The 18,077-nt window shown below is 73.3% G+C and carries 14 protein-coding genes; 11 read left to right on the plus strand and 3 right to left on the minus strand.

The genetic code is table 11. From position 1 onward, the window contains the following. Positions 1–100: 100 nt before the first annotated feature. Positions 101–1,684, minus strand: coding sequence for a methylmalonyl-CoA mutase family protein (locus AB0I89_RS23255; protein WP_357130329.1), 1,584 nt, complete (start codon positions 1,682–1,684; stop codon positions 101–103). 207 nt (positions 1,685–1,891) lie between these two features. On the opposite strand from AB0I89_RS23255, the gene AB0I89_RS23260 reads away from it, so the two are divergent. Together AB0I89_RS23260 and AB0I89_RS23265 are read left to right on the plus strand one after the other, a co-directional pair. Next, a complete protein-coding gene (locus tag AB0I89_RS23260; RefSeq protein WP_357130332.1) occupies positions 1,892–3,955 on the plus strand; it encodes a protein kinase in 2,064 nt (687 codons plus the stop codon). Between the two features lie 48 nt (positions 3,956–4,003). Then, the gene (locus AB0I89_RS23265; RefSeq protein WP_357130334.1) at positions 4,004–5,677 is read left to right on the plus strand and encodes a phospho-sugar mutase; all 1,674 of its coding nucleotides are present in this window, start codon (positions 4,004–4,006) and stop codon (positions 5,675–5,677) included. A gap of 18 nt (positions 5,678–5,695) precedes the next feature. On the opposite strand, the gene AB0I89_RS23270 is transcribed toward AB0I89_RS23265, so the two are convergent. Together AB0I89_RS23270 and upp are read right to left on the minus strand one after the other, a co-directional pair. Then, entirely contained in the window at positions 5,696–6,373 is a 678-nt protein-coding gene (locus tag AB0I89_RS23270) for a GPP34 family phosphoprotein (protein WP_357130337.1), read from the minus strand. Between the two features lie 74 nt (positions 6,374–6,447). Beyond that, a complete protein-coding gene (upp, locus tag AB0I89_RS23275) occupies positions 6,448–7,080 on the minus strand; it encodes a uracil phosphoribosyltransferase (RefSeq protein WP_357130340.1) in 633 nt (210 codons plus the stop codon). Positions 7,081–7,204: 124 nt separating this feature from the next. Here upp and deoC point away from each other — a divergent pair, with 124 nt between their 5' ends. The 9 genes from deoC to cydC all read left to right on the plus strand — a co-directional run bounded on the left by deoC (position 7,205) and on the right by cydC (position 18,076). After that, a complete protein-coding gene (gene deoC / locus AB0I89_RS23280) occupies positions 7,205–8,164 on the plus strand; it encodes a deoxyribose-phosphate aldolase (RefSeq protein WP_357130343.1) in 960 nt (319 codons plus the stop codon). A 6-nt stretch (positions 8,165–8,170) separates the two neighbouring features. Beyond that, complete coding sequence (locus AB0I89_RS23285) at positions 8,171–9,601, plus strand: aldehyde dehydrogenase family protein (RefSeq protein WP_357130346.1); 1,431 nt, start codon at positions 8,171–8,173, stop codon at positions 9,599–9,601. Next, positions 9,594–10,418, plus strand: coding sequence for an aldehyde dehydrogenase family protein (locus AB0I89_RS23290; protein WP_357130349.1), 825 nt, complete (start codon positions 9,594–9,596; stop codon positions 10,416–10,418). Before AB0I89_RS23285 ends, AB0I89_RS23290 begins: the two co-directional genes overlap by 8 nt. Before the next feature lie 332 nt (positions 10,419–10,750). Next, a complete protein-coding gene (locus AB0I89_RS23295) occupies positions 10,751–11,212 on the plus strand; it encodes a BlaI/MecI/CopY family transcriptional regulator (protein WP_357130352.1) in 462 nt (153 codons plus the stop codon). 7 nt (positions 11,213–11,219) lie between these two features. Further along, on the plus strand, positions 11,220–12,125 hold the full coding sequence (locus AB0I89_RS23300) for a M56 family metallopeptidase (protein WP_357130355.1): 906 nt from the start codon (positions 11,220–11,222) through the stop codon (positions 12,123–12,125). A 194-nt stretch (positions 12,126–12,319) separates the two neighbouring features. Next, positions 12,320–13,573, plus strand: a complete 1,254-nt coding sequence (locus tag AB0I89_RS23305) for a cytochrome ubiquinol oxidase subunit I (RefSeq protein WP_357130358.1) — start codon at positions 12,320–12,322, stop codon at positions 13,571–13,573. Positions 13,574–13,584: 11 nt separating this feature from the next. Beyond that, positions 13,585–14,592 carry a cytochrome d ubiquinol oxidase subunit II gene (locus AB0I89_RS23310; RefSeq protein WP_357130361.1) on the plus strand — a complete coding sequence of 336 codons (1,008 nt, stop codon included), beginning with the start codon at positions 13,585–13,587 and terminating at the stop codon, positions 14,590–14,592. Next, positions 14,589–16,265: a thiol reductant ABC exporter subunit CydD gene (gene cydD / locus AB0I89_RS23315; protein WP_357130368.1), complete on the plus strand. Its 1,677-nt coding sequence runs from the start codon at positions 14,589–14,591 to the stop codon at positions 16,263–16,265. The genes AB0I89_RS23310 and cydD overlap by 4 nt, the downstream gene beginning before the upstream one ends. Continuing rightward, positions 16,262–18,076 carry a thiol reductant ABC exporter subunit CydC gene (gene cydC, locus AB0I89_RS23320; protein WP_357130371.1) on the plus strand — a complete coding sequence of 605 codons (1,815 nt, stop codon included), beginning with the start codon at positions 16,262–16,264 and terminating at the stop codon, positions 18,074–18,076. Before cydD ends, cydC begins: the two co-directional genes overlap by 4 nt. The last annotated feature ends 1 nt before the right edge of the window (position 18,077 follow it).

The following is an 18,077-nucleotide window of genomic DNA, read 5'->3' on the forward strand; positions in this document are numbered from 1 at the left end:
CCGACCGCACACCTTGTGCGTTCCGGCCCACCTGTTGCCGTACCCCCGGAGCCGGGCGGACACACCCGAGGGCGGTCGCGTCAGAACCGGGCCGGTCGCGTCAGAACCGGTCCGTGGGCCGGTACTGCCCCCACACCTCGCGCAGCGTGCCGCAGACCTCGCCCACCGTGGCCCGGGCCCGCAGCGCCTCCCGCATCGGGTACAGCACGTTGTCCGAACCCTCGGCGGCGGCCCGCAGGTCGGCCAGCGCCCGCGTCACCGCGTCGGCGTCCCGGCCGGCGCGCAGCCGGGCCAACCGCTCGGCCTGCGCCGCCTCGATCGTCGGGTCGACCCGCAACGGCTCGTACGGCTCCTCCTCGTCGACCGTGAACCGGTTGAGCCCCACCACCACCCGCTCGCTGGAGTCAATCTCCTGGGCGATCCGGTACGCGGACTGCTCGATCTCCCGCTTCTGGAACCCGGCCTCGATCGCGTCGACCGCCGAGCCGTGGTCGGCCACCCGCTCCATCAACTCCACGGCGGCGGCCTCGATCTCGGCGGTCATCGCCTCCACCACGTACGAGCCGGCGAACGGGTCGACTGTCGCGGTCAGGTCCGTCTCGTACGCCAGCACCTGCTGGGTGCGCAGCGCGAGCCGGGCCGCCTTCTCGGTGGGCAGCGCGATCGCCTCGTCGAAGCTGTTGGTGTGCAGCGACTGCGTGCCGCCGAGGACCGCGGCCAGGCCCTGCACCGCGACCCGGACCAGGTTCACCTCCGGCTGCTGGGCGGTGAGCTGCACACCGGCGGTCTGGGTGTGGAAACGCAGCATCATCGACTTCGGATCCCGGGCGCCGAAGTCGTCACGCATGAGCCGGGCCCAGATCCGCCGGGCGGCGCGGAACTTCGCCACCTCCTCCAACAGCGTGGTGCGGGCCACGAAGAAGAACGAGAGCCGGGGCGCGAAGTCGTCCACCGCGAGCCCCGCGGCCAACGCCGCCCGCACGTACTCCACGCCGTTGGCCAGGGTGAACGCGATCTCCTGCGCGGGCGTCGCGCCGGCCTCGGCCATGTGGTAGCCGGAGATGGAGATCGTGTTCCACTTCGGCACCTCCTTGCGGCAGTACGCGAACGTGTCGGCCACCAGGCGCAGCGACGGCTTCGGCGGGAAGATGTACGTCCCCCGGGCGATGTACTCCTTGAGGATGTCGTTCTGGATGGTGCCGTTGAGCGCCGAGCCGGCGACCCCGTTCTCCTGGGCGACGAGCTGGTAGAGCAGCAGCAGCACCGAGCCGGGAGCGTTGATGGTCATCGAGGTGGAGACCCGGTCCAACGGGATGTCGGCGAAGAGCAGCCGCATGTCCTCGATGGAGTCGATGGCCACGCCGACCTTGCCGACCTCGCCGTGCGCGATCGGGTCGTCCGAGTCGTACCCCATCTGGGTCGGCAGGTCGAAGGCGACGGAGAGACCGGTCGTGCCCGCCCGCAACAGTTGGTGGTACCGCGCGTTGGACTCGGTGGCGGTGCCGAAGCCGGCGTACTGGCGCATGGTCCACGGACGGGAGGTGTACATCGTGGGGTACACCCCCCGGGTGTACGGGAACTCGCCCGGGCCGCCCAGCCGGGTGTCCAGGTCCTCCGGAAGGTCGGCCGCCGTGTAGACGCCCTTGATCGGATAACCGGACTCGCTTGACCGCCGTTCGCTCATCCTTCGGATGGTAGGTCGCCCCGGCTCAAGGTCGGGTGAGGGATACCGCACAGTGCGTCCCGACCGGTCGACGGGAGGTGAACGCTCGGGCACGATCTGTCGACTTCGGTAAACGTCCGCCGCGTCGGCTTTCGCATCGGGCGTCGGAACCAGCAAGATAGGGGGGTTGTGTCCCAGCCCCCCTCGATTTCCCCCGGTGGCTTTTCTGTGACTCAGATCCCGACGTGGAGCGGCGGACAGGTAAGTCCCGCCAGCGGACGAGCAGCGCCCGGCACCACCATCGGTGACCGGTACTCGCTGCGGTCCGCGGTGGGCAACGGCGGCATGGGCACGGTGTGGCGTGCCACAGACACCCTGCTGCGCCGCGATGTGGCGGTGAAGGAGGTCGTCCTGCCCCCGGGCCTGGCGCCCAGCGACCGCGACGCCATGTACGAGCGGACGCTGCGCGAGGCCCGCGCCGCCGCCGCCATCCAGCACCCCGCCGTGGTGCAGGTGTACGACGTGGTCACCGAGGCCGGTCGGCCGTGGATCGTGATGGAGCTGCTGGACGCCCGCAGCCTCGCCGACATGGTCATCGAGGACGGCCCGGTCGCGCCCCGCGCGGTCGCCAAGATCGGCATCGCGCTGCTCGGCGCGCTGGAGGTCGCGCACGCCATCGGTGTCCTGCACCGCGACGTCAAGCCGGCCAACGTGCTGATCTGCTCCGACGGCCGCTGCGTGCTGACCGACTTCGGTGTGGCCCGGATGCCCACCGACGTGCAGCTCACCACGCCCGGCATGGTGCTCGGCTCCCCGCACTTCATCTCACCCGAGCGGGCCATGGGCCAGGAGTTCGGTCCGCCGAGCGACCTCTTCTCGCTGGGTGTGACGCTCTACACGGCCGTCGAGGGGCGTCCGCCGTTCGACAAGGGCGACCCGATCGAGACGATGCACGCCGTCGTCGAGGACCCGCCGGCCCCGCCGCAGCGCAGCGGCCCGCTGACCCGGGTGCTGATGGGCCTGCTGGAGAAGGACCCGGCCCGTCGGCTGGACGTACACACCTCCCGGGGCATGCTGCGGGAGCTGCTCGCCGGCCCGTTGGGCAGCACCGCCACCGCCGTGCACTCGGTCACCGACCCGTACGCCGTGGTGCCGGTACAGCAGCGTCCGGCCCCCGTCCACCAGCCGGCCCAGCCGGAGTCGAAGTCGGACAACCAGATCGGTGGCCGGGCCATGCTCGCCCCGGACGAGTCGCTGACCGACCGGTTGGCCGCGCTACGCCGGGGCGAGCGTCCCCAGCCGGCCGGTTCGAGCGCCGCCGCAGCCCTCGACGAGACCAGCGCGGACGCGCTCGCCGGCCCGCTGCACACCCCCACCGGCGCGATGCCCGGCGCGGGTCGCCCCGCCACCGGGCGCACCTACGGCGGTGGCGCGGACGCCACCCAGCGGGTGGACGCCGGGGCGCACCCCGACGCGACCCAGCGGGTCACCTACGGCAACCGGCCCGACGCGACGCAGCCGGTCGGCTACGGGGCGCCCGAGGCCACCCAGCGCATCGGCGGCACCTACGGCGGCGGCAACCAGTGGTCCGTTCCGGGCACCGGCCAGCCCTGGACGACAACGCCACCCCCGGCCGCCGGCGGCGGCAGTGCCCTGGACAAGGTCCGCGCGACCGGTGGTCAAGTCGTCACCACGGTGAAGGGCTGGCCGCGCAAGGTCCAGCTCGCCGCAGCCGGCGGCCTGGTCGTGCTGCTGCTGATCAGCATCGTGGCGCTGTCGGGCGGGGACGACCCCGCGCCGAGCACCCCGCAGGCGCAGCCGACCCCGTCCGCCCCGGCGGGCCCGGCCGTCGAGATGCAGGAGCACACGGCCCGCGGCATCCAGGTGATGGTGCCGAAGGGTTGGAAGAAGGCCACCGGCGGCTCGTACACCGACTACATCGACCCGGAGGACGACGGTCGCAAGATCCGGATCCTCACCGAGAAGTGGACCGGGACGCCCACCCGCTGGGCGGAGAGCGCGCAGAACTTCCTCCGCACCAAGAGCACCAACTGCAAGAAGCCGTACGAGCAGGTGGCCATCGCCGAGCAGCAGTTGGCGGGCAGCCCGGGCGTCGAATTCGAGTACACCTGCGGCTCCGGTGGCGAGATGCGCCACGGGGTGTGGCGCGCGGTCGTCAAGGACGGCAAGTCGTACTCGTTCTACCTCTCCGCCACCGAGGACGCGTTCGCCGAGAGCAAGCCGATCTTCGACGAGATGGTGAAGACGTTCCAGCTCACCGGAAACGGCTGAGCCGGAGGGAACCGGCAGCGGTGATCCGCCGTCGTGCTATCAAGGGGCATGGCGGCGGACACCACTGACATCGACGACATTCGCGAGCAAGCTCGGCGCTGGCTGGCCGACGATCCCGACCCGACCAGCCGGGACGAGCTGACGGCGGTGCTCGACGGGCTGCCGGCGAGCGCCCCGGAGCTGGCCGACCGGTTCGCCGGCCCGCTGACCTTCGGCACGGCCGGCCTGCGCGGTCCGCTGCGCGCCGGTCCGAACGGCATGAACCTCGCCGTGGTCACCCAGGCCGCCGCCGGCCTGGTCACGTGGCTCGCGGCCCAGGGCGGCACCGGCCCGCTGGTGATCGGGTACGACGCCCGGCACGGCTCCCGCCAGTTCGCCGAACGCACCGCCCAGGTGGCGACCGGTGCCGGCCGGGCGGCGCTGCTGCTCCCCCGCCCGCTGCCCACCCCGGTCCTCGCGTACGCGGTGCGTCAACTCGGCGCGGTGGCCGGCGTGATGGTCACCGCCAGCCACAATCCACCCCAGGACAACGGCTACAAGGTCTACCTCGGCGCGGAGCTGGGTGGTGAGCTGGGCGCCGGGGCGCAGATCGTGCCGCCGGCCGACGCCGGCATCGAGGCCGCCATCCGGGCGGTCGGCCCGCTGACCCAGGTGCCGCTGGGGCGGGCCGGCGAGGTGCTCGGTGACGACCTCGTCGCCGCGTACGTCGAGCGGGCCACCGCCGTGATCGACGCGGACGGGCCACGGGACCTGTCCGTGGCGTACACCCCGCTGCACGGGGTGGGCGCGGCGGTGCTCACCGCGACGTTCGCGCGGGCCGGTTTCCCGGTCCCCGGCGTGGTGCCCGACCAGGCGGAGCCCGACCCGGCGTTCCCGACCGTCTCGTTCCCCAACCCGGAGGAGCCGGGGGCCGTCGACCGGCTGATCGCGCTGGCCGACTCCACCGGCGCGGATCTCGCCATCGCCAACGACCCGGACGCCGACCGCTGCGCCGTGGTCGTCCGCGCGGCCGGGGCCGGACAGGGCTGGCGGATGCTGCGCGGCGACGAGGTGGGTGTGCTGCTCGCCGACCACCTGATGCGACGCGGCGTGACCGGGCTGTACGCCACCACCATCGTCTCGTCGTCGCTGCTGCGGGCGATGTGCGCGGCGCGGGGCCTGCCCTACGACGAGACGCTGACGGGCTTCAAGTGGATCGTGCGGGCGGGCGGCGGAAGCGCGCCGCTGGTCTTCGGTTACGAGGAGGCGCTCGGCTACTGCGTCGCCCCGGAGCACGTCCGGGACAAGGACGGCATCACCGCCGCGCTGACGGTGGCCGAGCTGGCCGCCGGCCTCAAGGCGCAGGGTCGGACGCTGACCGACCGGCTGGACGAGCTGGCCGCCGAGTTCGGCGTGCACCAGACCGACCAGCTCTCCGTCCGGGTCGACGACCTGCGGGAGATCGCCGACGCGATGGCCCGGATCCGGACGGCCACCCCGGGCACGCTGCTGGACCAGCCGGTCGACAGTGTCCGGGACCTGCTGCCCGAGTCGGACGTGGTGATCCTGCGTACCGCGACGGCCCGGGTGGTGATTCGCCCCTCGGGGACCGAGCCCAAACTCAAGGCGTACCTCGAAGTGGTGGAGCCGGTGCCCGACGGCGATGTCGCCGCCGCCCGGAGCCGGGCCGGCGCGGCGATCGCGCGGCTGCGGGCCGACGTCGCTGCCGCGCTCGGCATCTGACCGGGTGCGGGCCGACGGTCAGGCGCGCTTGCCGAGCGCCGCGTCGACCGCCGTGGCCAGGGCGGCGACGACCAGGCCGACCGAGGGGCGGACCACCGAGTCGTCGGTGCTCACCTGGCCGGAGAAGCCCGCCCCGGTGGCGATCTCCTCCAACCGGCGGCGGGCGGTGGCGGCCTCCTCGCCGCTGACGCCCAGCGCGGACTCCATCCGCAGCACGACCACCAGGGTGGCGAGGGCGGCGGTCCGCTCGTCCGGGGCCGCCGCGCCGGCCAGCGCGTCGGCGAGCCGTCGGCGGGTGTCCGCCTCGACGGAGGTGTCCACCACCGGGTAGCGGTGTACGTGGATGAAGCCCAGTTCGGTCTCGTCGACATCGCGGACGACACCCTGGGCGCACAGGTCACCGAGGATCTTGTCGCGTAGACCGTGCCGCAGGCGCTGCACCCACGAGGCCGGGGTGTGCGGGGTGTCGGCGGCGATCCGGGCGAGCACCCCGTCGGTGACCGGCTCGCCGGTGGGCGTCGCGTCGATCACGGTCAACGACCCGTCGGCGAACGCGATCCGGCCGGCCAGTGCCAGCTCGACCAGCACCGCGGCGGCCATGCCCAGGTCCAGGCTGATCCGCGGCATGGTCGCCTTGCCGGTCGAGTCGTCGTAGGCGAGGAGCAGCAGCTCCTCGGCGAGCGCAACACCAGTCATGGCCGGAGACGGTAGCGGGTCCGCGCACCACCGCGCGCGGACCCGCCGGACCCGGCACCGACCGGGTGCCACGCTCAGAACCGGGGCATGCCACCGAACTGGCGGTCGCCGGCGTCGCCGAGCCCGGGGACGATGAACATCTTGTCGTTGAGGCCCTCGTCGATCGAGGCGGTGACCAGGCGCAGCGGCAGGCCGGAGCGCTCCAGCCGCTCGATGCCGACCGGCGCGGCGAGCACGCAGAGCACGGTGATGTCGGTGCAGCCCCGATCGGCCAGCAGCCGACAGGAGTGCTCCAGTGAGCCGCCGGTGGCGAGCATCGGGTCGAGCACCAGCACCGGCAGGCCGGCCAGGTCCCGGGGCAGCGACTCCATGTAGGCGCGCGGCTCGTAGGTCTCCTCGTCGCGGGCCAGGCCGACGAAGCCCATCGAGGACTCGGGCAGCAGGCCGAGCGCGGCGTCCGCCATGCCCAGGCCGGCCCGCAGCACCGGCACCAGCAACGGCGGGTTCGCCAGCCGGGTGCCCTCGGTGCCGGTGACCGGGGTCTGCACCGGGTACCGCTCGACGGGGAAGGTGCGCGCCGCCTCGTACACCAGCATGGTGGTCAGTTCGTGCAGCGCCGCCCGGAACGTCGAGGAGTCGGTGCGCGCGTCCCGCATGGCGGTCAGCCGGGACTGGGCCAGCGGGTGGTCAATGACGTGTACGTCCACGATCGCTCAACCTACCCGTCCGGTCGGCGTGCCGGTGGGGGTGCGGGCGGACCGGCGACCTCGCTCACGCCCGCAGCCGCCGTGACCAAGATCACTCCGCGGTTCCGTGCGTAGACTTCTCGGCATGACGGCGACAACGACGTCGGCCCGGTCGGACCTCTCCGAGCTGGGACGATCCGAGACCGCTCTGCGGACCTTCCTGCACGGCCTGCCCGGCGTGGACCAGGTCGGCGCGGAGCAGCGGGCGGCACAGCTCGGCACCCGCTCCATCAAGACCACCGCCAAGGCCCAGGCGATCGACCTGGCGATCCGCATGGTCGACCTGACCACCCTCGAGGGCGCGGACACCCCCGGCAAGGTGCGCGCGCTGGCCGCGAAGGCGCTGCGCCCGGACCCGGCCGACCTGTCGTGCCCACACGTCGGCGCGGTCTGCGTCTACCCGGCGATGGTCCCGTACGTCGCCGAGGTGCTGGCCGGATCCGGTGTCCACCTCGCCAGCGTGGCGACAGCGTTCCCGTCCGGCCAGGCGCCGCTGGAGATCAAGCTCGCCGACGTCCGGGCCGCCGTCGAGGCCGGCGCCGACGAGATCGACATGGTGATCAACCGGGGCGCGTTCCTGGCCGGGCGGTACCAGGAGGTCTACGACGAGATCGTGGCCACCAAGGACGCCTGCGGTGACGCCCACCTCAAGGTGATCCTGGAGACCGGCGAGCTGGCCACCTACGACAACGTGCGCCGCGCCTCCTGGCTGGCCATGCTGGCCGGCGGCGACTTCATCAAGACGTCCACCGGCAAGGTCCCGGTCGCGGCGACGCTGCCGGTGACCCTGGTCATGCTGGAGGCGGTCCGCGACTTCCGCGCGGCCACCGGACGACAGGTGGGCGTGAAGCCGGCCGGCGGCATCAAGACCACCAAGGACGCGATCAAGTACCTGGTGATGGTCAACGAGACCGTCGGCCCGGACTGGCTCGACCCGGACTGGTTCCGCTTCGGCGCGTCCAGCCTGCTCAACGACCTGCTGATGCAGCGCACCAAGCTGACGACCGGCACCTACTCCGGTCCCGACTACTTCACCCTGGACTGATAGCCGATGTTCGAATACGCCCCCGCCCCCGAGTCCCGCTCGGTGGTGGACCTCAAGCCCGCGTACGGGCTGTTCATCGACGGCACGTTCGTCGACCCGACCAGCGGCGGCAGCTTCAAGTCGATCAACCCCGCCTCCGAGGAGGTGCTGGCCGAGGTCGCCGAGGCCGACGCCGAGGACGTGGAGCGTGCGGTCAAGGCCGCCCGTAAGGCGTACGACAAGGTTTGGGGTCCGATGCCCGGCCGCGACCGGGCCAAGTACCTGTATCGGATCGCCCGGCTCATCCAGGAGCGCTCGCGTGAGCTGGCCGTCCTGGAGTCGCTGGACAACGGCAAGCCGATCAAGGAATCCCGCGACGTCGACCTGCCGCTGGTCGCCGCGCACTTCTTCTACTACGCGGGCTGGGCCGACAAGCTCGGTCACGCCGGCTTCGGGCCGAACCCGCAGCCGATCGGGGTGGCCGCCCAGGTCATCCCGTGGAACTTCCCGCTGCTCATGCTGGCCTGGAAGATCGCCCCGGCGCTGGCGGCGGGCAACACGGTGGTGCTCAAACCCGCCGAGACCACCCCGCTGACCGCCCTGCTGTTCGCCGAGATCTGCCAGCAGGCCGACCTGCCGGCCGGCGTGGTCAACATCGTCACCGGCGCCGGCGACACCGGGCGCGCGCTGGTCGAACACCCCGGCGTGGACAAGGTCGCCTTCACCGGCTCGACCGAGGTCGGCCGGGCCATCGCCCGGTCGGTCGCCGGCACCCGCAAGAAGCTGACCCTGGAGCTGGGCGGCAAGGCCGCCAACATCGTCTTCGACGACGCCCCCATCGACCAGGCCGTCGAGGGCATCGTCAACGGCATCTTCTTCAACCAGGGACACGTCTGCTGCGCCGGCTCCCGCCTGCTCGTCCAGGAGAACGTCGCCGACCGCGTGCTGGAGTCGCTCAAGCGGCGGATGGCCCAACTCCGCGTCGGCGACCCGCTGGACAAGAACACCGACGTCGGGGCCATCAACTCGGCCGCCCAGCTGGAGCGGATCCGCGAGCTGTCCGACGCCGGCTCCGCCGAGGGCGCCGAGCGCTGGTCGCCGCCGTGCGAGCTGCCTGACCGTGGCTTCTGGTTCGCGCCCACCATCTTCACCGGCGTCACCCAGGCCCACCGAATCGCCCGCGAGGAGATCTTCGGGCCGGTGCTGTCGGTGCTCACCTTCCGCACGCCGGCCGAGGCCGTGGAGAAGGCCAACAACACGCCGTACGGGCTGTCGGCAGGCATCTGGACCGACAAGGGCTCCCGGATCCTGTGGATGGCCGACCGGCTGCGCGCCGGCGTGGTCTGGGCCAACACGTTCAACAAGTTCGACCCCACCTCGCCGTTCGGCGGCTACAAGGAGTCGGGCTACGGTCGCGAGGGCGGTCGGCACGGGCTGGAGGGGTACCTCAATGTCTGAGCGGGTCGCGGTACGCAAGACGTACAAGCTCTTCATCGGCGGGAAGTTCCCGCGCAGCGAGTCGGGACGGTCGTATCTCGTGCAGTCCTCGAATGTGTCACTGGCCTCCCGCAAGGACGCCCGGGACGCGGTGGTCGCCGCCCGCGCCGCCGTGAAGGGCTGGGCCGGCGCGACCGCGTACAACCGGGGTCAGATCCTCTACCGGGCCGCCGAGATGCTGGAGGGTCGCCGCGAGCAGTTCGTCGCGCTGGGCATCGGAGGCGACGAGGTGGACGCCGCCGTGGACCGCTGGGTCTGGTACGCCGGCTGGGCCGACAAGCTCGCCCAGGTGTACGGCGGCGCGAACCCGGTCGCCGGCCCCTACTTCAACCTCTCCGCGCCCGAGCCCACCGGCGTGGTCGCGGTGGTCGCCCCGGAACGCCCGGCGCTGCTCGGCCTGGTCAGCGTGATCGCCCCGGCGATCGTCACCGGTAACACGGTGGTCGTGGCGGCGTCGCCGTCCGAACCGCTGGCGGCGGTGACGCTGGCCGAGGTGCTGGCGACCTCCGACCTGCCCGGCGGTGTGGTCAACATCCTGACCGGCGCGATCACCGAGACTGCGCCCACGTTGGCCGCGCACCTGGACGTCAACGCGATCGACCTGACCGGGGTGACCGACGCGTCGCTCGCCAGCGAGCTGGAGGTCAAGGCGGCCGAGAACCTGAAGCGGGTGCTCCGACCGGCCCCGGCCGACCACGACTGGACCGCCGACCCCGGGGTGACCCGGATGACGGCCCTGCTGGAGACGAAGACGGTGTGGCACCCCAAGGGGGTGTGATCTGGCGGTTCGGCCTTGGGGTTTTCCGGGGGGGGAGCCCGCCCACTCCGGGCGGTCAGGCTTGATCCCTGCGTGGGCGGGCTCCCCCCGGAAAACCTGACGTGGGCCACGCCCGTCGGGTGGGTCAGCTTGCGGGTGCCGCCCGACGTTGAGTTGCCGGTCGGCGGGGTTGCTGCGGTCGAGGCGGCCAAGATCTGCGCAACTTTGGGGATGTTGCTGCTTCCGAAGCGCTGGAGGCAGCAACATCCCCGTTCTTGTGGGGATCTTGCGGTGGGTGACCAGCGTCCGGGCCGCCCGGGGGCGGGGTCTACTACCGGGGGTAGGATTGAGCTGTGACTCGGTTGGGCGATCTTGAGCGTGCGGTGATGGACGTGCTGTGGGACGTGGTCCCGGGCACGTCGGACGGTGTGACCGTGCGCGAGGTCGCCGACGCGCTCGACGGCCGCGAACTGGCGTACACGACGGTGATGACCGTCCTCGACCGGCTCGCCGGCAAGGGCATGGTGCAGCGTGAGCGGGAGGGCCGGGCCTGGCGGTACCGGCCGGCGGCCAGCCGCGAGGCGCACATCGCTCAGCTCATGCTGGACGCCCTCGACCTGGGCGGCAGCCGGGACGCGGCGCTGGTGCGCTTCGCCCGCTCGGTGACCGGCACCGAGGCCGAGGTGCTCCGGGCGGCCCTCGGCAGCGAGGCCGGGCTGACCGGGGCGGGCGCGACCCGCAGCGAGGCCGAGCTGACCGACCGCGTGGATCCGCCGGCGGGCCGCCGGCCGGCCGACGAGACAGCGGAGCGGTAGGCACGCCATGGCCTACGCCGTGCACTTCGCCGCCACCATGCTGGCCTGCTATCTGACCGCGCAGGTGCTGGCCCGTTCCACCTGGACGTGGCGCAGTCCGCGGGTGGCGATCGTCTGCTGGCAGGCCGTCGGGTTGGCGTTGGGCCTCTCCGCGATGGGGCTACCGATGGCGCTCGGGCTGGCCGCGTACGACCGGCCCACCGGGAGCGCCCTGCTCGCCCTGACCGGCGATCTCGCCCATGGCACCCTGCCGATCGGCGTGACGGCGCTGCACCTCGCCGGCGTCGGGGTGGGCTTCGGCATCGGCGCGGTGCTCGTCACCACGACCGTCCGCAGCATCCACGGCACGATCCGCGCCCAGCGCCGGCACCGGGACCTGCTCACCCTGGTGGCCCGGGACGACCCGGCCGCCCCGGGGGCGCTCGTCCTGGACCATCCGAGCGCCGCCGCGTACTGCCTGCCCGGGGTGAAGCCGCAGGTGGTGGTCAGTGCGGGCACGCTGAGCCTGCTCGACCGGGCCGAACTGGCGGCCGTGCTCTCGCACGAACGCGCCCACGCCCACGAACGGCACGACCTGGTGCTGCTGCCGTTCACCGCGCTCTGCCGGGCGCTGCCGTGGTTCGGCTGGGTCCGGGACGCGCACGAGCGGGTCGCCCTGCTGGTCGAGATGCGCGCCGACGACAAGGCCCGCGAGCTGCACGCTGAGGCTCCGCTGGCGGGTGCGCTGCGTCGCTTCGCGGCCGCCGGGCACCGGGTCACTCCGGCCGGCGCGCTGGGCCTGGGCGACCGCGATCTCGACGTACGCGTCCAGCGCCTCCTGGTCACCGACCGACCGCCCCGCGCCCTCGGCGCCACGGCCCTCGCGGTAGCCGCAACCCTGGTCTCCCTCCCCATAACCCTCTTCCTGACCTAACCCCCACCCCACCCCACCCCCACCCCCACCCCCACCCCACCCGCCCGGGCGCGGTGATCAAGAGGTTCGCGTCAAGAACCGCTCGATTTCTGACGCGAACCTCTTGATCACCGCCTTCGGGCGTCGGGATATGTAGCTAGACTACGTGTAGGGTTGCTATGACAAGGGAGCCAACAGCTAGGAAAGAGCCGGCCATGGACACGCTGCTCCTCGCTCGCCTCCAGTTCGCCACCACCACGTCGATCCACTTCCTGTTCGTGGTCGTCACGCTCGGCCTCGTCACCCTGCTGGTCGGCATGCAGACCGCCTGGGTGCTCACCGGCAATCCGAAGTGGGAGCGACTGACCCGGTTCTGGGGCCAGCTCTACGTGATCAACTACGTGCTCGGCATCGCCACCGGCATCGTGATGGAGTTCCAGTTCGGGCTGAACTGGAGCGGCCTGTCCCGCTACGTCGGCAACGTCTTCGGCGCGCCGCTGGCGATCGAGACACTCGTGGCGTTCTTCCTGGAGTCCACGTTCCTCGGCATGTGGATCTTCGGCTGGCACCGACTCGGCAAGGGCGTCCACCTGGCGCTGCTCTGGGGCGTGGCGCTCACCGCGTACGCCTCGGCCTTCTGGATCATGGTGGCGAACTCCTGGCTGCAACACCCCGTCGGGTACGAGGTCCGCGACGGCATCGCCCACCTCACCGACTTCGGCGCGCTGCTCACCAATCCCAGTCTCGGCATGGCGTTCGGGCACGTGGTCTCCGCCGCGCTCCTGGTCGGCGGGATGCTGATGGCGGCGGTCAGCGCGTGGCACCTGATCCGACGTACGCCCGACTTCGCGCTCTTTCGCACCTCGCTGCGGATCGGCCTGGTCACCTCGGCGTTGGCGATCAGCCTCGTGCAGGGCTTCGGGTTCGCCCAGTTCGGGCCGGTCGGCACGGTGCAGCCGACCAAGTTCGGCGGGAACAGTCCTGAGGCGCAGGCGCTGATCGGCGAGTGGACGACGCGGTTCGGCCCCGGCGACTACACCCCACCGGCCCTGGCCAGCGTCGGGCTGGGCTTCATGATCCTGATCGGCTTCACGCTCGGCTGCGTCTGGTTCCTGCTGCCGCTGCTCTTCCGCGACTGGGTGATCCGGCTGCGCTTCCCGCTCTGGCTGATCCTGCTCGGCGCGCCGCTGCCGTTCGTCGCGGTGATCCTCGGCTGGATCGCCCGGGAGGTCGGCCGCCAGCCCTGGGTGGCATACGGGCTGCTCCCCACCGAACAGGCCGTCTCCGGGGTCGGCGCGCCGGTGATGCTCACCTCGCTGATCGGCTTCAGCCTGCTGCTGGGCACCCTCGCCGTCACCAACTGGGTGCTGCTCGCCCGGCACGCAAGCCGCGGCGCTGCCGACCCGGCTCTCGGCCGTCCGCCGGCACCACCCACCGAACCGGCTCAGCCGGAACCCGTGCTCGCCTGAGGAGATCACCCGTGGACCTCGCCTGGTACGCCCTGCTCGGCCTCTTCTTCGCCAGCTACCTCGTGCTCGCCGGCTACGACTACGGCGTCGGGCTGCTGCTCGCCCGGGGCGGCGCGCCCGCCGGGCGACGGGCCGCGCTGACCGCCCTCGGCCCGTTCTTCCTCGGCAACGAGGTCTGGCTGGTCGCCGCCGTGGGCATCCTGTTCGGCGCCTTCCCGGTGTTGGAGGGCGAACTGCTCGCCGGCTGCTATCCGGCGGTCGCCGGCGCGCTGGTCGGGGTCGTCCTGGTCACCGCCGGGGTGCAACTGCGTAGCCGACCGGGCGACGAGCGGGTCCGCGCCCGCTGGGACCGCGTGATCGTGGTCGGGAGCGCGCTCGCCGCGCTGGGTTGGGGGGTGGTGCTGGCCGCGCTGTTGCAGGGCGTACCCCGCCAGGCCGACGGGCACGTCGCCGGGGTGTCGCACCTGGCCACCCCGTTCGCCGCCACCGCCGGGCTGGCCATGCTCGCCCTGGTCGCGGTGCACGGTGCGACGTTCCTCACGTTGCGCCTGCCGTCCGACGCCGCCGCCGTGGCCGGACGCACGGCCCGCCGGCTGGTGCCGGTGGCACTCGCCGCGGTCGGCCTCGCCACCGTCGTCGGCCTGCTCTCCGGCCGGGTACGCGACGCAGTCCAGCGACCGGCGGTGGCCGTACTCCTGCCGGTGTTGCTGGTGGCGGCGCTGCTGGCGGCCCGGACGGCGCTGGCGCGGCGGCGGCCGGGGTGGGCCCTGGTCGCCACCGGCGCGGCGCTGGCGCTGCCGGTGGCGCTCGTCGGCGCGGCCCTCTGGCCCTACGTGCTGGTGTCCACGGCCGACCCGGGCGCCTCACTGACGGTGGCCGACGCCGCCGCCAGTGCGCCGACGTTGCGGCTGCTCGGCTGGGTGGCGCTGCCGCTGCTGCCGGCCCTACTAGGCTTCCAGGCGATGTGCTGGTGGGTTTTCCGGGGACGGACCGACGGTAGGGCACCGGTGTACTGGTGAACCGCCGTCCGTTCGACCCGCGTCTGCTGCGTCGGGTCCCTGCGGCCCGGCGCGACCTCGCCGTGCTCGCGCTGCTCGGCGTGGCCGCCGCCGCGTTGATCGTCGCGCAGGCCACCGCCCTGGCGACGGTGCTGGCCACCGCCTTCGACGGGCGCCTGAACCGGCCGGCGCTGGCGGGTTTCGTGCTCGCCGTCGCCGCCCGTTCGGCGCTGGTCTGGGCGCAGGGCACGGTGTCCGCGCGGGTCGCCGCCACGGTCAAGGCCACCCTCCGGGCCGACCTGCTCGGCGCGGTGGGCCGGCACGGGCCGGGCTGGGTGGCGGGGCAGCGGGCGGGCGAGCTGGCCACCCTCACCGGGCGCGGGCTGGACGCGCTGGACGCGTACTTCACCGGATACCTGCCGCAGCTGGTGCTCAGCGTGACGGTGCCGGTGGCGGTGCTGGCGCGGATCGTCCTCGCCGACTGGAGCTCGGCGCTGATCATCGCGTTGACGCTGCCGCTGATCCCGGTCTTCGGCGCGCTGCTGGGCTGGCAGGCGCAGGCCGCCACCGAGCGGCAGTGGCGGCGGCTCGCCCTGCTGGGCGGGCACTTCCTGGACATGGTCGCCGGGCTGCCGACCCTGCGGGCGTTCGGTCGGGCCCGGGCACAGACCGAGGTGGTGCGCCGGATGGCCGACGGGCACCGGGTCGCCACCATGAAGACGCTGCGGATCGCGTTCCTCTCCGCGCTGGTGCTGGAACTCGTCGCCACCCTCTCGGTGGCCCTGGTCGCGGTGCCGGTCGGCATCCGGCTGCTCGGCGGCGGGCTGGCCCTGCACACCGCGCTGCTGGTGCTGCTGCTCACGCCGGAGGCGTACCTGCCGCTGCGGGCGGCCGGCAGCCGCTTCCACGCCAGCATGGAGGGGCTGACGGCGCTGGACGAGGCGCTCACCGTCTCCGCCGCGCCGGCCACCCCCCGCGCCGCCGAGGGCGCGGCCGTCCCCGACGGGCGCGGTGCGATCCACCTTGAGGCCGTGACCGTGGCGTACGAGCGGACCACCGCGCTGCGCGACGTGACCCTGACCATCCGGCCCGGCGAACGGATCGCCGTCATCGGGCCCAGCGGCGCCGGCAAGAGCACGCTGCTCGGTCTGCTGCTCGGCTTCGTGACGCCGACCGAGGGTCGGGTCACCGTGGACGGGATCGACCTCGCCACCGCCGACCTGGACGCCTGGCGTCGACAGCTCGCCTGGGTACCGCAGCGCGCCCACCTGTTCGCCGCCTCGCTGACCGACAACATCCGGCTCGGCGCTCCGGACACCCGAGCAGAGACGGTCGCCACCGCGGTGCGGGACGCGGCCCTGGACGACGTGGTCGCCGGCCTGCCCGACGGTCTGGACACACTGCTCGGCGAGCGCGGCCACGGACTCTCCAGCGGGCAGCGGCAGCGGGTGGCGCTGGCCCGGGCGTTCCTGCGGGACGCGCCGGTGGTGCTGCTCGACGAGCCCACCGCGCGGCTGGACACGGCCAGTGAGGCGGTGGTGCTCGACGCCACCCGCCGGCTGGTGGCGGGCCGGACCGCGCTGCTGGTCGCGCACCGACCGGCGCTGCTGGCCGACGCCGACCGCGTCCTGCGCGTCGAGGACGGGCGGGTCACCGAGCTGACGCTCGAGCCGACTCCGAAGGTGAGGAGATGAACACCGTGCCAGAGCCGGTGGACCCCGCGCCGGAGGCCGACGCCGTACCGACCGGGCGGGTCGCCGCGGAGCGTGCCGTGCTGCGGCTGGCCCGCCCGTACCTGGGTCGCCTGGCCGGCGCCGGGCTGCTCGCCGCCGCCACGGAGTTCGCGGGTCTCGCCCTCATGGCCACCGCCACGTGGCTGCTGATGAGCGCCGCCGGCCGGCCTCCACTGGACCGCCTCACGGTGGCGATCGTCGCGGTCCGGGCCCTCGCCATCAGCCGGGGTGTCTTCCGGTACGCCGAACGGCTCGCCGGGCACGACGCGGTCCTCCGCATGATCACCGACGTGCGGGCCCGGGTCTTCGCCACCCTCGCGGCCCGTCGCCACACCCCACACCGCTCGGGGGACGTCCTGAGCCGGCTGGTCTCCGACGTCGAGGCCGTCCAGGATCTGCTGCTGCGGGTCCTGGTGCCCGGCGCGGCGGCAGCCCTGGTCGGGGTGCTGGCGGTGCTCGGGGCGGCACTGATCTCCGCACCGGCCGCCGGGGTGCTCGCCGTCGGCCTGGTCGTCGCCGGTGTGGCGCTGCCGGCGCTGGCCACCGTGGTCACCCGTCGCAGCGCGGCCGAGGTGGCGCCGCTGCGTGGCGCGTTGGCCACCGACGCCGTCGACCTCACCCACGGCGCCGCCGACCTGGCCGCGTTCGGGGCGACCGACGCCGCGCTGCGCGCCGCCGAGCGGCGGGCCGGTCGGCTGGCTCGCCTGGAACGCCGGTTGGCGGTCACCGGCTTCGCGGTGGACGCGGTCGGGGTGCTGGTCGCCGGGCTGACCGCCGCCGCCGTGGTGCTGGTCGCGTTGGCCGCCGACGTACGGGGTGTCCTCGTCGGGGTGCTGGCCGTCGGCACCCTCGCCGCCGTGGAGGTGGCGCTGGCCCTGGTCTCGGCCGCCCGGCAGTGGACCCAGTTGCGGCCCGGCCTGGCCCGGGTCGCCGCTCTCCTCGACGCCGCCCCGCCCGCCCCCTCGCCCTCCGCCGCCGGGGTGGACCCGTCCGGCCCGCACGACCTGCGCTTCGTCGAGGTGAGCGTGCGGTACCGGGTCGGTGCCGCGCCGGCGCTGGACCGGCTGAGCCTGGACCTGCCCGCCGGCCGGCGCATCGCTGTCGTCGGCCCGAGCGGCGCCGGCAAGAGCACCCTGGCCGCGGTGCTGACCGGTGCGGTCCGCCCCACCGCCGGGCACGTCACCCTGGCCGACCGTGACCTGTCCGCGTACGGCGAGCAGGAGTTGCCCCGGGTCGTGGGTGGGCTGCTCGCCGAGGCGTACGTCTTCCACGCCACCGTCCGGGAGAACCTGCTGCTCGGCCGGGCCGGCGCGAGCGAGGCCGAGCTGACCGGGGCGATCACGGCCGCCGGCCTGCTGGACTGGGTCCACGCCCAGCCGGCCGGCTGGGACACCCTGGTCGGCGAGGAGGGCGGCCAACTCTCCGGCGGTCAGCGGCAACGGCTCGCGCTCGCCCGGGCCCTGCTCGCCGCGCCGCCGGTGCTGGTGCTCGACGAGCCCACCGAGGGCCTGGACCCGGCCGCCGCCGACGCGGTGCTCGCCTCCGCCCTCGCCGCCACCCCCGCCGGGCACTCGGTCCTGCTGATCAGTCACCGGCTCAGCGGGTTGGCCGGCCTCGACGAGATCGTCGTCCTCGACGGCGGTCGGGTGATCCAGCGGGGCCGGCACGCCGAGTTGGTCGCCGTCCCCGGCTGGTACCGGGACCAGTGGCTTCTTCAGACAGCGGCGGAGCGCGGGTACCTGGCGTTCGCGCCCTCAGGGCCTGTTTCATAAG

This window comes from Micromonospora sp. NPDC049801, assembly GCF_040656575.1.
Taxonomy (GTDB): Bacteria; Actinomycetota; Actinomycetes; order Mycobacteriales; family Micromonosporaceae; genus Micromonospora.

What these genes read in the sequence shown, in the direction of transcription:
- AB0I89_RS23255 (WP_357130329.1), bottom strand. Translation starts at nt 1,684, where the DNA reads ATGAGCGAACGGCGGTCAAGCGAGTCCGGTTATCCGATCAAGGGCGTC.
- AB0I89_RS23265 (WP_357130334.1), top strand. Translation starts at nt 4,004, where the DNA reads ATGGCGGCGGACACCACTGACATCGACGACATTCGCGAGCAAGCTCGG.
- AB0I89_RS23270 (WP_357130337.1), bottom strand. Translation starts at nt 6,373, where the DNA reads ATGACTGGTGTTGCGCTCGCCGAGGAGCTGCTGCTCCTCGCCTACGAC.
- deoC (WP_357130343.1), top strand. Translation starts at nt 7,205, where the DNA reads ATGACGGCGACAACGACGTCGGCCCGGTCGGACCTCTCCGAGCTGGGA.
- AB0I89_RS23285 (WP_357130346.1), top strand. Translation starts at nt 8,171, where the DNA reads ATGTTCGAATACGCCCCCGCCCCCGAGTCCCGCTCGGTGGTGGACCTC.
- AB0I89_RS23290 (WP_357130349.1), top strand. Translation starts at nt 9,594, where the DNA reads ATGTCTGAGCGGGTCGCGGTACGCAAGACGTACAAGCTCTTCATCGGC.
- AB0I89_RS23300 (WP_357130355.1), top strand. Translation starts at nt 11,220, where the DNA reads ATGGCCTACGCCGTGCACTTCGCCGCCACCATGCTGGCCTGCTATCTG.
- AB0I89_RS23305 (WP_357130358.1), top strand. Translation starts at nt 12,320, where the DNA reads ATGGACACGCTGCTCCTCGCTCGCCTCCAGTTCGCCACCACCACGTCG.
- cydC (WP_357130371.1), top strand. Translation starts at nt 16,262, where the DNA reads ATGAACACCGTGCCAGAGCCGGTGGACCCCGCGCCGGAGGCCGACGCC.